General features: G+C 73.0%; 10 protein-coding genes, 1 tRNA gene and 2 rRNA genes. 5 read left to right on the top strand and 8 right to left on the bottom strand.

Annotated features, from left to right (window positions below):
- Window positions 1–594 precede the first annotated feature (594 nt).
- Window positions 595–858 carry a hypothetical protein gene (locus tag MFF56_RS04030; protein WP_066926654.1) on the bottom strand — a complete coding sequence of 88 codons (264 nt, stop codon included), beginning with the start codon at window positions 856–858 and terminating at the stop codon, window positions 595–597.
- 158 nt (window positions 859–1016) lie between these two features.
- On the opposite strand from MFF56_RS04030, the gene MFF56_RS04025 reads away from it, so the two are divergent.
- The 4 genes from MFF56_RS04025 (at window position 1017) to MFF56_RS04010 (ending at window position 7183) form a co-directional block, all read left to right on the top strand.
- Window positions 1017–2201 (top strand): sensor histidine kinase, encoded by a 1185-nt coding sequence (locus tag MFF56_RS04025; RefSeq protein WP_066926656.1) that lies wholly within the window; start codon window positions 1017–1019, stop codon window positions 2199–2201.
- Between the two features lie 104 nt (window positions 2202–2305).
- Entirely contained in the window at window positions 2306–3412 is a 1107-nt protein-coding gene (locus MFF56_RS04020) for an efflux RND transporter periplasmic adaptor subunit (RefSeq protein WP_066926658.1), read from the top strand.
- The gene (locus MFF56_RS04015; RefSeq protein ID WP_238229558.1) at window positions 3405–6659 is read left to right on the top strand and encodes an efflux RND transporter permease subunit; all 3255 of its coding nucleotides are present in this window, start codon (window positions 3405–3407) and stop codon (window positions 6657–6659) included. Before MFF56_RS04020 ends, MFF56_RS04015 begins: the two co-directional genes overlap by 8 nt.
- A 56-nt stretch (window positions 6660–6715) precedes the next feature.
- Entirely contained in the window at window positions 6716–7183 is a 468-nt protein-coding gene (locus tag MFF56_RS04010; RefSeq protein WP_238229557.1) for a hypothetical protein, read from the top strand.
- A 45-nt stretch (window positions 7184–7228) separates the two neighbouring features.
- On the opposite strand, the gene MFF56_RS04005 is transcribed toward MFF56_RS04010, so the two are convergent.
- The gene (locus MFF56_RS04005) at window positions 7229–8230 is read right to left on the bottom strand and encodes a sensor domain-containing diguanylate cyclase (protein WP_156453789.1); all 1002 of its coding nucleotides are present in this window, start codon (window positions 8228–8230) and stop codon (window positions 7229–7231) included.
- A 274-nt stretch (window positions 8231–8504) separates the two neighbouring features.
- Here MFF56_RS04005 and MFF56_RS04000 point away from each other — a divergent pair, with 274 nt between their 5' ends.
- Window positions 8505–8903 carry a group III truncated hemoglobin gene (locus tag MFF56_RS04000; protein ID WP_066923376.1) on the top strand — a complete coding sequence of 133 codons (399 nt, stop codon included), beginning with the start codon at window positions 8505–8507 and terminating at the stop codon, window positions 8901–8903.
- Between the two features lie 55 nt (window positions 8904–8958).
- Here the strand turns inward: MFF56_RS04000 and MFF56_RS03995 are convergent, their stop codons facing one another.
- The 6 genes from MFF56_RS03995 to MFF56_RS03970 all read right to left on the bottom strand — a co-directional run.
- A complete protein-coding gene (locus tag MFF56_RS03995; RefSeq protein WP_066923371.1) occupies window positions 8959–9288 on the bottom strand; it encodes a PIN domain-containing protein in 330 nt (109 codons plus the stop codon).
- On the bottom strand, window positions 9285–10943 hold the full coding sequence (locus MFF56_RS03990) for a DEAD/DEAH box helicase (protein ID WP_238229556.1): 1659 nt from the start codon (window positions 10941–10943) through the stop codon (window positions 9285–9287). The genes MFF56_RS03995 and MFF56_RS03990 overlap by 4 nt, the downstream gene beginning before the upstream one ends.
- Window positions 10944–11103: 160 nt before the next feature.
- Window positions 11104–11850, bottom strand: coding sequence for a precorrin-6A synthase (deacetylating) (cobF, locus tag MFF56_RS03985; protein WP_066926109.1), 747 nt, complete (start codon window positions 11848–11850; stop codon window positions 11104–11106).
- A gap of 57 nt (window positions 11851–11907) precedes the next feature.
- Window positions 11908–11984: transfer RNA gene (locus MFF56_RS03980), tRNA-Met, on the bottom strand.
- A gap of 52 nt (window positions 11985–12036) precedes the next feature.
- A 5S ribosomal RNA gene (gene rrf / locus MFF56_RS03975) occupies window positions 12037–12152 on the bottom strand.
- A gap of 205 nt (window positions 12153–12357) precedes the next feature.
- Window positions 12358–12528, bottom strand: a 23S ribosomal RNA gene (locus tag MFF56_RS03970); the annotation flags it as partial.

Raw genomic sequence — 12528 nt, 5'->3', positions numbered from 1 at the left:
CCGACGAGAGAGGTCTATATCGGATTTTATCTTGTGTTTGTGCGGTAAGACACCCCAATATACTTCAAGTTTTAATCCTGATCCAAGGTTCATTCGGGTGGATCAGCGCACATCGCCGTCACCATGCGCGTCTGCGCCGCAGGATGACTCGGCCGCCGAGGCGGGCCGCTACTAGGTCCGGCAAAAGAGCGGCCGGTCACGCAACGGCACAACCCCCCGCGGGAGCAAGGGATTCTCGACATTCGGAGGCGGGGATGTTCGCGCCGCGAGGGTGCGCGCGCGCGCACGGCACCGCGCTGGCATAATGAAATGCCAGTATACTAGCGGCTTTGAACGGGCGAATAGTCAGGCGTCGGCCCGGGTTGCGACGCGCGGACGCCGAGCATGGCCGCCGCATCCGGACGGAGCGGGCGCCGTCGCCGATGCGATGCTTGGGCGGAACGGTACGCTCCGTCCGCGGCATGCGGGTCGCGGGGCCCTCGCGCGCTTCGGACAGGCGCGGGCCGGCGGCGCGCCCCGCGGACGCATCGGCAGCCGCCCCGTTCGGCGCAACGGATCCGGGCCATCCCCGCCGGGCGCCCGGACGGTCGGCGGCTACGCGCCCGCGGCGCGCCGCATCGCCTCGACCAGCGTCTCGGTGAAGTCCTGCGCCGCCTCGGTGAGATCGATGCTGGTCTCGCTCGCGCTGGCGAGCCCCCGGCGCTCCAGCTCGGCCACGCCGTCCGGGTCGGCCTCGTGGCCGGCCCCGTCCCGCCGGATCACCGAGGAGACGCGCTCGCCGCTGAGCAGACGATGGTAGGCCGCGAAGGCGAAGATCGAGAGTGCCTTGTCGGAAAGTCCCTGCGTGCCGTCGGCCATGGTCGCGCCTCCTCCTGTGGTCGGCCCGTCAACGGGCGAGGGAGCCGGAGGCTGCAGCGTCGAAGGGACGCGGAAGACCGTGCAAGGGCCGTTCGCGAGATCGTCCGCCGCGGACCGCGTCGCACCATGCGGCACTTCCTGCTAAAGGTCCGCCCGTCATGGATACGTGCTCTGCGGATCTCTCCCTCCGTCTGCGCCAGCAGGCGATCCTCTCCGAATTCGGCGTCGAGGCCCTGCGCGGCGACGACGTCGACGTCCTGCTCCAGCGCGCGGCCGAGCTCTGCGCCGAGGGGATGGGCGCGCAGTTCTGCAAGGCGCTCGAATACCTGCGGGCCGAGGACACGCTCTTGGTGCGCGCCGGCATCGGCTGGGCGCCGGACGTGATCGGGCGCGCCCGCGTCGGGGCCGACCTCGCCTCGCCCGCGGGCTTCGCCCTGAAGACCGGGCGCCCGGTGATCTCGAACCACCTCGCCGAGGAGACGCGCTTCCGCACGCCCCAGCTCATGGCCGAGCACGGCATCCGCCGGGCGATCAACGTGCTGATCGAGAACCGCGACGGCGCCTTCGGGGTGCTGGAGGTGGACGACACCCGCGAGGGCATGTTCGGCGAGGCCGACATCGCCTTCATGCAGGGCTTCGCCAACCTGCTGGGCGGCGCCATCGAGCGCCAGCGCACCGAGAGCCTGCTGCGGGCGGCGCTCGCCCGGCAGGACCTGCTCGCCCGCGAGATGAGCCACCGGGTCAAGAACAGCCTCGCCATCGTGGCGAGCCTGCTGGCGCTCCAGGCCCGCAGCGCGGAAGCCGGCCCGGACGGCGAGGCGGTGCGGGCAGCCCTCATCGACGCGCGCAGCCGCGTCGAGGCGATCGCGGGCGTGCACGACCAGCTCTGGCGCCAGGGCGACGGGGAGGGCGATGCGGTCCCCGGCGAGATCGACCTCGCGCCCTTCCTACAGACCCTGACGGCGAACCTGCAGAGCGGCGCGCCGCGCCACCGCCTCGTCTGCACGGTCGCGCCCCTGCGCATCGCGGCCGACCTCGCGATCCCGATCGGGCTCCTCGTCAACGAACTCGTCACCAACGCGATCAAGTACGCCTATCCGGAGGCGAGCCGCCCGGCGGGCGGCGAGATCCGGGTGCGCACGGCGCTGGCGGAGGGCCGGCTCGTCCTCGACGTCGCCGATGACGGCGTCGGCCTGCCGGAGGATTTCGACATCGCCCGGGCCACCCGCAGCCTCGGCATGCGGGTGATCGCGAACCTCGGCCGCCAGCTCGGCGCGACGCTGACCACGCCGCGCGACGGGCCGGGCGCGCATTTCCACCTCGCGGTGCCGCTGCCGGGATAGGATCCGGGTAGATCCGGTCGAAAAAACCGGGCAAAAGTGGCAATGGCCACGCCGGATCCCGCGGGGGAGGGCGGTCCGGTCCTGTCGCGGCGGGGAGGGTTGCGGTGTTCCAGAGGCGCAGACGCCCCGTGCTTCTCGCGGGCGCGGCCCTCCTGGCCGGGGGATTGGCGGGCGCCGCCTTCCTCACCGAGACCGGCGCGGCGCTGCGCGCCCGCACCGCCGACGTCTTCGCGCTCACGGCCCCGCCCGTCCAGGCACCGCTGCCCGCATCCCGCACGGCGGTCGAGGACGGCCGCACGGTGGTGCGCCTCGCGCCCGAGGAGCGCGCCCGGATCGGGCTGGTGACGGAGATCCGCCGCGCCCTCCCCCACCGGCAGGAGCTGCAGGCCTACGGCCTCGTGCTCGACCTCGCCCGGGTGACCGAGCTGACCAACGCCTATGCCAGCGCGCGGGCGCAGCTGCAGCAGGCGCGGGCGCGGGCCGAGGTCTCGGGCAGCGCCTCGCGCCGGGCGCGGAACCTCGGGCAATACGCCACCACCGTGCAGGTCGAGACCGCCGAGGGCACCTACCAGACCGACGCGGCCGCGCTGACGGCGGCGGAATCGCAAGTCCGCACCCTCGCCGCCACCGCCCAGCAGGAATGGGGGGCGGTGATCGGGAAGGCCATCGTCGAGCGCGCGCCCGCCGTCACCCGGCTGATCGAGCGCGCCGATTTCCTGATGCAGGTGACGCTGCCGCCGGGCGAGTCCCTGAGCGCGGCCCCGGAGGCGGCCTTCGCGGAGGTGCCGCCGCAGAGCGCGCGGGTTGCCTTACGCCTCGTCGGGCCCGCCCCGCGCACCGACCCGCGCATCCAGGGCCAGAGCTTCTACTACCTCGTCTCGGGCGAGGGCGGCCTCCTGCCCGGCATGAGCACGCTGGCCTTCCTGCCCGCGGAGCGCGCGGTGACGGGCGTGCTGGTGCCCGAGGACGCGGTGGTGCACGGGCAGGGCGGCACCTGGGTCTACCGCGCAATCGGGGAGGGCGCTCCAGGGAGCGGCCAAGGCGGGGCCTACGTGCGCCACCCGATCCGCACCGACCCGCCGATGTCGGACGATTCCTACGTGGTCGAGGGCCTGCCCGACGGCACCGAGATCGTGCTCCGGGGCGGGCAGGCGCTGCTCTCGGAGGAGCTGAAGAGCCAGATCCGCGTCGCGGGCGACGACGATGACTGAGCCGCGCGCACCACGGGAGGGCTTGCAGGCGGCCCTGGTCGGGTTCTCGGTCCGCCTGCCCCGGGTGGTGCTGACGCTGGCCTGCGCGCTCCTCGTGCTCGGCCTCTACGGCCTGTCACGCGCCAAGTACGACGTCTTCCCGGAATTCGCCCCGCCCACCGTGGTGATCCAGACCGAGGCGCCGGGGCTCGATCCGGAGCAGGTCGAGGTGCTGGTCACCCAGGCCGTCGAGGTGGCGGTCAACGGGCTTCCGGGGCTGGAGGCCCTGCGCTCCTCCTCGATCCAGGGCCTCTCGGTGATCACCGCGACCTTCCGGTCGGGCAGCGACATCGACCGGGTGCGCCAGCGCGTCGGCGAGCGGATCGCGGCGCTCGCCGGCCGCCTGCCGCAGGGGGTGATGGCGCCCGCCATCACGCCGCTGACCTCCTCGACCGGCACGGTGCTCCTCGTCGGCCTGACCTCGGAGAGCCGCGACGATCTCGACCTGCGCACGGTCGCCGACTGGACCGTGCGCCAGCGCCTGCTCGCGGTGCCGGGCGTCGCCCAGGTCTCGGTCTACGGCGGCGGGGTGCGCTCCCTCCAGGTTCAGGTGCGCCCCAACGACCTCGTGCGCTTCCGGGTCGGCCTCAACGACGTGGTGGCCTCCGCCCGCAAGGCGACCGGCGTGCGCGGCGCCGGCTTCGTCGACACGCCGAACCAGCGCGTGGTGCTGCGCACGGAGGGGCAGGCCCTCGACCCGGAGGTGCTCGGCCGCACCGTCCTCATCAACGAGGGCGGCGCCAGCGTGGTGCTGGCGGACGTGGCGACCGTCCGGGTCGCGCCCGAGCCGCCGATCAGCGCCGCGCTGATCGACGGCAAGCCCGGCGTGCTGCTGATGGTCGGCGCGCAGATCGGGGCCAACACCCTGGAGGTCACCGCCCGGACGGAGGCCGCGCTCGCCGACCTCGCCCCCGCACTCGCCCGCGCAGGGGTCGTGCTCAGGCCCGACCTGTTCCGGCCCGCGAACTTCGTCGCCGTCGCCAACGACCACGTGCTGCAGGCGCTGGGCCTGGGCGGCGCGCTCGTGGTGATCGTGCTGTTCGTGTTCCTGGCCGACTGGCGCACCAGCCTGATCAGCGCGGTCGCGATCCCGCTCTCGCTGGTCGCCGCGGTGCTCGCCCTGATGGCGGCGGGCGAGAGCCTCAACACCATGACGCTCGGCGGCCTCGCCATCGCCATCGGCGAGGTGGTGGACGACGCGGTGATCGGCGTCGAGAACGTGGTCCGGCGCCTGCGCGAGCGGCGGCTCGCCGGCGACCGGACGCCCGCCGCCCGCATCGTGCTCGACGCGGTCCTGGAGGTGCGCACGGCCGTCGCCTACGCCACCGTCGCCGTGCTCTTGGTCTTCCTGCCGGTGCTGGCGCTCTCGGGCGTCGCGGGCCGGCTCTTCGGCCCGCTGGCGCTGGCCTACATCTTCGCGGTGCTGGCCTCCCTCGGCGTCGCCCTCACGGTGACGCCGGCGCTCGCCCTGCTGCTCCTCGGCAGGAGAGGGCAAAGGGCAGAGGATGGGGCAGAGGATGGGGTCCGCGAGCCGCGCGAACCCCCACTGATGGTCTGGTCGCGCGCCCGCTACGGCGCCCTGCTGGCCCGGATCGGCCGCCATCCGCGGGCGGTGATCGCAGGCGCGGCGCTCGTCACGCTCGGCGGCGCGGCGCTCCTGCCGACGCTCGGCGGCACCTTCCTGCCCGACCTGAAGGAGGGCCACCTGATCCTGCACATGGCCGGCGCGCCCGGCACGTCCCTGCAGGAATCGCAGCGCCTCGGCGTCCAGATCACCGCGGAGCTCCGGCAGATCCCCGGCATCCGCGCGGTGGCCGCACAGATCGGCCGGGCCGAGGCCGGCCAGGACACGGCGGGCACGCATTACAGCGAGATCCACGTCGATCTCGATCAAGGGCTCGACGGCGCCGCCCAGCGGAGGGTCGAGGCGCGGATCCGGGCGCTCGCGGCGGGTTTTCCCGGCGCCGCCTTCTCGCTCAAGACCTTCCTGACCGAGCGGATCGAGGAGACGGTCTCCGGCTACACCGCGCCCGTGGTGGTCAACCTCGTGGGCAACGACCTCGACCGGATCGAGGCGGCGGCGCGCGCGGTCGCGCGGGAACTCGCCGAGGTGCGCGGCGCCCGCGACGTGCAGCAGGCCTCGCCCGCCGGCATGCCGCAGATCACCGCGAGCTTGCGCCCGGCGGACCTGCGCCACTGGGGCCTCGACGCGATCGAGGTGCTGGAGACGGTGCGCACCGCCTACCAGGGCGACGTGGTCGGCCAGACCTACGTGGGCAACGCGGTGTTCAACGTGCTGGTGAACCTCGACGAGCGGGCGCGCGGCCGGCTCTCGGGCCTGGGTGAGTTGCCCCTGCGCACGCCCGGCGGGCGCTACATCCGCCTCGCCCAGGTCGCCGACATCTACGAGACCACCGGCCGCTACCAGGTGCAGCATCAGGGCGCGCAGCGGGTCCAGGCGGTGACCGCGAACGTGGTGGGGCGGGACATTGCCGGCTTCGTGGCGGCGGCCAAGCGCAAGATCGCCAAGGAGGTGCAACTGCCCGAGGGCGTCTACGTCGCCTTCGCGGGCTCGGCGGAAGCGCAGACCCAGGCCCGGCGCGACCTGCTCATCGCCTCGGGCGCGGCCGGCCTCGGCATCGTGCTGCTGCTCGCCGTCGTGACGGGCTCCGGCGCCAACCTCGCACTCGTCCTGGTCAACCTGCCGCTGGCCTTCGTGGGCGGCGTCGCGGCGGTCGCGGCCACCGGCGGCGTGCTCTCGCTCGGCTCGATCGTCGGCTTCGTGACGCTGTTCGGCATCTCCTTGCGCAACACCATCATGATGATCGCCCACTACGAGCATCTGGTGACGGTGGAGGGCCGGCCCTGGACGGAGGGCACCGCGATCCTCGGCGCGGCCGACCGGCTGGTGCCGATCCTGATGACCTCGCTGGTGACGGGGCTCGGCCTGATGCCGCTGGCGCTGGGGGCGGGCGAGCCCGGCCGCGAGATCGAGGGCCCGATGGCCATCGTGATCCTCGGCGGCCTCGTCAGCTCGACGGTGCTGAACCTGCTGATCCTGCCGGGCCTCGCGCTGCGCTTCGCCCGGTTCGGGGGGGACCCGCAGGGCAGGGGGATGGAGCCCGGTCCCGGCCGGGCGGCCGGGGAGGGGGGCGAGACGGGCGACGGCCCGCGGGCGGGTCTGCCCTCCCCGGTCGCGCTCCGGTGACGTGTCCGCGGCGGCGCGGCCTGCTAGGCTTCCCCGAGCCATCGCGGAGTTGATTCGTGCCCCCGGCCCTGCTCCTTGCCCTCGCGGCCGCGCTCCTGCCGGCCCCGGCCCTCTCGGACACGAGCCCTCCGGCGGCCGCCCAGGCCCTGCCCGCTCCGCCTCCGCCTCCGCCTCCGCCACAGACCATCCCGAACTTCCCGCTGCTGCGCGTGGTGCCGAAGGGCGAGGCGCGGGCCATCGCCTTCTACGCCTCGCTCAACCCGGACTGCTCGGTGATCGGCCCCGTGGTGGTCCGCACCCTGACGCCACCCGCGCGCGGGCAGCTGACCGTCGAGGCGGCCGAGTCCTTCCCCCGCTACGGGCCCGGCTCGCCGCTCGCCGCCTGCAACGGCCGCAAGGTGCCGGGCACGCGCCTGACCTACGAGCCGGAGGCGGGATTCGAGGGCGTCGACACCTTCCGCCTCCTCGTGATCAACGCCGACGGATCGGGCTACGAGTCGGACGTGAAGGTCTCGGTGCGCTGATCTGCACGGCGGCGCCTGGGCGGGGCAGGGGCCCGAAAGCCGCCCTCACCCGATCCAGATGCGTGCCTCAGGAGGGATGCGGCGCCCCGGCCCCGCCGAGGCGCCGCCGTACCGGTCGAAGCTCCGGAACGTGTTGCGGCCCGCTGCCTTGGCCGCGTAGAGGGCCTGGTCCGCGCGCGCGAGCCATTCGGGACCGGTGCAGCCCCCGCTGCGGGCGATCCCGACCGAGGCGCCCAGGCGGAAGCTCTGGCCGTCCCGCCAGATGGGCTTGTTGAGCGCCGCGATGATCCGGTCGGCGAGGCGTTCCGGCGCATCCCGGTCACGCTCGTCCTTGAGCAGCACGACGAACTCGTCGCCCCCGATCCGCGCCACGAGTTCCGCGGCGACGCAGATGCGGGCGAGGCGCGCGCCCGACTCGACCAGGCAGAGGTCGCCCGCGGCATGGCCGTGGCCGTCGTTGATCTGCTTGAACCCGTCGAGGTCGACGAGGAGCAGCGCCGCACCTGCCGGGCCGCCCGCGGCGGCCGCGAGCCGCTGCTCGAACAGGGCGCGGTTGGCAAGGCCCGTCATCGTGTCCCGCTCGGCGAGCGTGCGCAGGCGCTGCGCCTCGGACAGCTCGGCGGTGACGTCCTGCTTCATCCCGTAGAGTCGCGCCGGTGTCCCGTTCTCGCAGGCGACCGCGGCGGTGAGCCGGATCCAGCGCCGCTCGCCCGTCCTGGCGACGATCTCGGCGTCGAACCGGAAGCCGGTGCGCGTCCGGATGGCGGTCCGGCGCAGGCGCTGCAGGCGGTCCAGCGAGCCCGGCGCGTAGCATTCGAGGATGGCGCCGCGCCGCAGGGGGGCACCGCGGCGAAGCCCGAAGAGGTCGTAGACGGCGCCGCTCCATGACAGCGCCTCGTCGGAGAGGCGGCATTCCCACAGCCCGACCCGGGCGGTCGCGGAAGCCTGCTCGAACACCCGATGCCAGTGCGCCAGGGCCGCCGGCCCGGTCGCCGCGAAGGCGGAGACGGGCCCGTCGATGCAGGGCACCGGGGCAGGGCGGAGCAAGGCATCCTCGGGCATGCGCTGGCGGATTCGTCGCGGATCCGATGCCGGGTGATCGGCCATTCGCGGGAGCCTGCGGCAGGAGAGTTAAAGAAGCGTCAAGCCGGGCCGGGGGTAGGTTGGCGATCCGGCACGCGGCCAGGGTCCGCCGCCGGAAACTTCGTTCGCATAAGATATATTATGGAACATAAGGGCCGATCCGACCGGGTGAGGGGGCCTGCCTCGGCTGGTCCGGAGCCTTGATGCCCGCCGTCCTACCGTGGCATGCCAGATGCCGATGCCCGACCCGATCCTCGACGAGGCCGCCCTCGCCGCCTTCCTCGACGCCTTCTACGCCCGCGTGCGGCAGGACCCGCTGATCGGCCCGGTCTTCGCCGCGGCGGTCCCGGACGCCGCCTGGCCGCGCCACATGGCGACGATCCGGGACTTCTGGTCCTCGGTGCTGCTGAAGACCGGCCGCTACAAGGGCAACCCCTTCGGCAAGCATCAGGCCCTCGGCGGGCTGGAGCCCGCCCATTTCGCCCGCTGGCTCGGCCTGTTCGAGGCGACGGCGGCCGAGCGATTCCCGCCCGAGATCGCCGCAGCGCTGACTGAACGCGCCCACCGGATCGGCGACAGCCTGAAGGCCGGCCTGTTCTTCCGGCCGGACGTGCCGGGCGGGCAGGGCCGGCCCTGAGGCGAGGGGCCTTCGGGGCACCCTCCCCGGTCGTGTCGGCCTTCAGCCCCGGGCCTCACGCCATGTCGATCGTCCAATCCTCGATCCTGAGGCCGTCCACGCACTCGAACTCTCCGACGTTGTTCGTCACCAGCGCCAGGTCCGCCCCGCGTGCGTGTGCTGCGATCCAGAGGTCGTTGCCGCCGATGAGACGTCCGGCCGCCGCCAGATCCGCGCGCAGCCTGCCGTTTGGCTGTTTCCGGACTGGAAGATGCGGGTCCGCGCCACGAGATGCCCCGTCGACGTCTATACGAGATCGTATATACAAACGTTCCCGGCCGAAACAGCGCCCGCCCATGTCGGCGAGGGCGCGCCTGTCGTCCCGGAAAGCCCCCTCCCCGGTCAAGCCGCCAGATCCTCCACCCGCCGCGTATCGGTGAAGACGCGCCCGTCGGGAAAGCGCAGCGCCACCTCCACGCTGAGCCGTCCGGCCTGCCGCACCCGGACCGCGTCCGGTCGTTCCAGCTCGTCCCGGCGCTCGATCGCCTCGGCGGCGCTGAGTGGCGCGTCGCGCCCGCCGCCGAGGCCGCGCCACCACAGCACCGCCTTCTCCCGGGCGTAGCCGCTGCCCTCCAGCGCCAGCCGGATCCGCCGCGGGCCGCCAGGGCAGGCGAGTTCCACCGCGAGGCCCGCGGGCTCGGTGGCGAGATGCCAGGCGCGCACCGGCTGCCAGCCGTCCGCGGCGCGGAGCGCCGCCGTGACCCGCTCGGAGAGGATCGGCAGGGCGTCCTCGGCCGCCGCCTCGTGCTTGGCCTCCGCGTCCTCCTCGGCCTCGGGCTCGACCCAGCAGGCCTCGCAGGTCGAGGCATTGAGGGCGATCAGCGCGCCGCAGCCGGGGCAGGGCTTGGCCCGCACCGCCCCTTCCCGCCCCCGCACCTCAGCGGCGGTGCGCGCCGTGACGATGTCGACCGGCCCGTGCATCCGCACCAGCCCCGCATAGTCGAGGATCAGCGCGTCCACCTTGCCCGGGGCCCGCCGCAGCGCCCGGCCGACCTGCTGCACGTAGAGCCCGGTGCTCTGGGTCGGACGGAGCAGGGCGACGAGATCGACCTCCGGCACGTTGAAGCCGGTGGCCAGCACCCCGACCGAGGTGAGGCAGCGGATCCGCCCCTCGCGAAAGCTCTGGACCAGCCGGTCGCGCGCCCGCCGCGGCGTCTCGCCGGAGATCGCCTCGCAGGAGAACCCTTCCGCCCGCACCGCGTCGCGCACGGCCTCCGCGTGGGCGACGCCGGCGCAGAAGGCGAGCCAGGCCCGCCGGTCCCGGCCGTAGCCGACCATCTCCTCGACCGCCGCGCGGGTGATCCAGTCCTGGTTCACCGCGGCCTCGAGCTGGCTCGGGATGTAGTCGCCCCCGCGCCGCCCGACGCCGCTGACGTCGAGGGCGGTCAGCGTCGCCTTCGAGAGCAGGGGGCTGAGCCAGCCCCGCTGGATCAGGTCGCCGACATTCGCCTCGTAGACGATGCGCTCGAACAGGGAGCCCTGCCCCTCGTCGAGGCGCCCGCTGTCGAGCCGGTAGGGGGTCGCCGTGAAGCCGACGACGCGCATCTCCGGCCGCAGCGCGCGCAGGCCGCCGAGGAAGCGCCCGTAGCGGGTCTCGGCGGCGCGCGGGATCAGGTGGGCCTCGTCCACGACGACGAGGTCGCGCGGGCCGACCGCGCCGAGCTTGTCCCAGACCGACTGGATGCCGCAGACCAGAACCTGCGCACCCGCCTCGCGCCGCCCGAGCCCGGCCGAGAAGATGCCGGCCGGCGCCTCCGGCCAGTAGCCCACGAGCTCGCGGTGGTTCTGCGCGATCAGCTCGCGGCTGTGCGTCACGACGACGATGCGGGCCCCAGGCTCCCGCTCCAGGGTCTCGCGGGCGAGGGCCGCGATCACCAGGGCCTTGCCGGCCCCGGTCGGCAGCACGATCAGCCCGTCCCGGATCGCTGCCCCCCCTGCCCCACTCCACGCCGCCTGGAGCGCGTCGAGGCTCGCGCGCTGATAATCCCTGAGCTGCAGCATGGGCGCCGTTTACGGCCCCGATCCGGGTTTCCAAAGGGCTTCGCCCTTTGGCGGGGCCTCGGGGCGGAGCCCTGAGGTGGCGCAGCCACACCGGGCGGCGGCCAAGAACCAGGGCGCTGCCCTGGACCCGCGAAAGGCCTTGGCCTTTCGAAACCGGGACCTAGGGCTTGCGCAGCAGGTAGGTGTCCATGATCCAGCCGTGGCGGGCGCGGGCCTCGGCGCGCAGCCGCCGGATCTCCGGGCCGACCGTGCCGAGCCGGCCGGCGAGCAGGATCTCGTCTGGCGAGCCCAGATAGGCGCCCCAGTAGATCGTCAGCTCCGGGTCGAGATGGTCGAAAGCGGGATCGCCGTCGAGCATCACCACGGTGCTGTCGGCCGGCAGCACCCCGTCCGCGAGGTTGCGGCCCGTGGTGATCGCCACGTCCGCGCCGATCCGATTCAGCAGGATCCGATGCGCCGCCGTCAGCGCCTGCACGCTGGTGATGCCGGGCACCACCGCGCAGGTGAAGGGCAGGGTGCCGCGGGTCCGGATGCGCTCCAGGATGCGCAGGGTGCTGTCGTAGAGGGAAGGGTCCCCCCAGACCAGGAAGGCCCCTACCTCCCCTGCCCCGAGATTGTCCCGGATCAGCCTTTCGAGGAGTTCCGCGCGCGCGGCGTGCCATGCCTCGACCGTGCCGCCGTAATCGGCCGGACGCCGGTCCCGCGGCGGATCCTCGGCGGCGACGAAGCGGTAGGGCTTGCGGATGTGCTCGGCGCAGATCGCCCGCCGCAGCGCCAGCAGGTCCGCCGTCTCGGCGCCCTTGTCGAGGGCGAACACCGCGTCGACGTCGGCGAGCGCCCGCACCGCCTGCAAGGTCAGGTGCTCGGGATTGCCCGTACCGATCCCGATGACGCGCAGGGTTCGCATGGCATGCTCCGGACATGCGAACGGCCCGCCCTCTGGAGAGGACGGGCCGTTCGGATTTGGTTGCGGGGGTTGGATTTGAACCAACGACCTTCAGGTTATGAGCCTGACGAGCTACCGGGCTGCTCCACCCCGCGCCAGGGTGTTCTGCATCGTGTCGAGGGGGTGTGTCTGTCCTGTGTTTGGCGGGTCTGGCGGCGACCGACTCTCCCGTGTCTTGAGACACAGTACCATGGGCGCTGGTGTGTTTAACGGCCGAGTTCGAGATGGGATCGGGTTCTGGGCACACCGCTCAGGCCACCAGACCGGCCAAGCACAGGTTCTTTTGGGACGTTCGCTGTCGCAGGGTTCGGCGACGGCGGGAGACCCAATCGTTCGGCAAGCAGGTTCGGGCGACGGTCCGCGTGTTGCGGGCCGGGCCTGGTCTTGTGTTGCGACCGCTGTGCCGATCCTGTGCGGATCGGTGCCGATCCTGCTGGGATCGGTGTATGCGGCGATGGATCACGAGAGACGATCAAGTCTGTCGGGCGATTAGTACCGGTCAGCTCAGCGCGTTGCCGCGCTTGCACCTCCGGCCTATCGACGTGGTCGTCTTCCACGGCCCTCAAGGGAGACCTCGTTTCGAGGGGGGTTTCCCGCTTAGATGCCTTCAGCGGTTATCCCGTCCGTACATAGCTATGC

The sequence above is a fragment of the Methylobacterium hispanicum genome (assembly GCF_022179285.1).
GTDB lineage: Bacteria > Pseudomonadota > Alphaproteobacteria > Rhizobiales > Beijerinckiaceae > Methylobacterium > Methylobacterium hispanicum.
This window is presented reverse-complemented; position numbering and strand designations above follow the sequence as displayed.

Coding starts and splice junctions, on each gene's coding strand:
- MFF56_RS04030 (WP_066926654.1), bottom strand. CDS start 858: ATGGCCGACGGCACGCAGGGACTTTCCGACAAGGCACTCTCGATCTTC.
- MFF56_RS04000 (WP_066923376.1), top strand. CDS start 8,505: ATGCCCGACCCGATCCTCGACGAGGCCGCCCTCGCCGCCTTCCTCGAC.
- MFF56_RS03990 (WP_238229556.1), bottom strand. CDS start 10,943: ATGCTGCAGCTCAGGGATTATCAGCGCGCGAGCCTCGACGCGCTCCAG.
- cobF (WP_066926109.1), bottom strand. CDS start 11,850: ATGCGAACCCTGCGCGTCATCGGGATCGGTACGGGCAATCCCGAGCAC.
- MFF56_RS04025 (WP_066926656.1), top strand. CDS start 1,017: ATGGATACGTGCTCTGCGGATCTCTCCCTCCGTCTGCGCCAGCAGGCG.
- MFF56_RS04015 (WP_238229558.1), top strand. CDS start 3,405: ATGACTGAGCCGCGCGCACCACGGGAGGGCTTGCAGGCGGCCCTGGTC.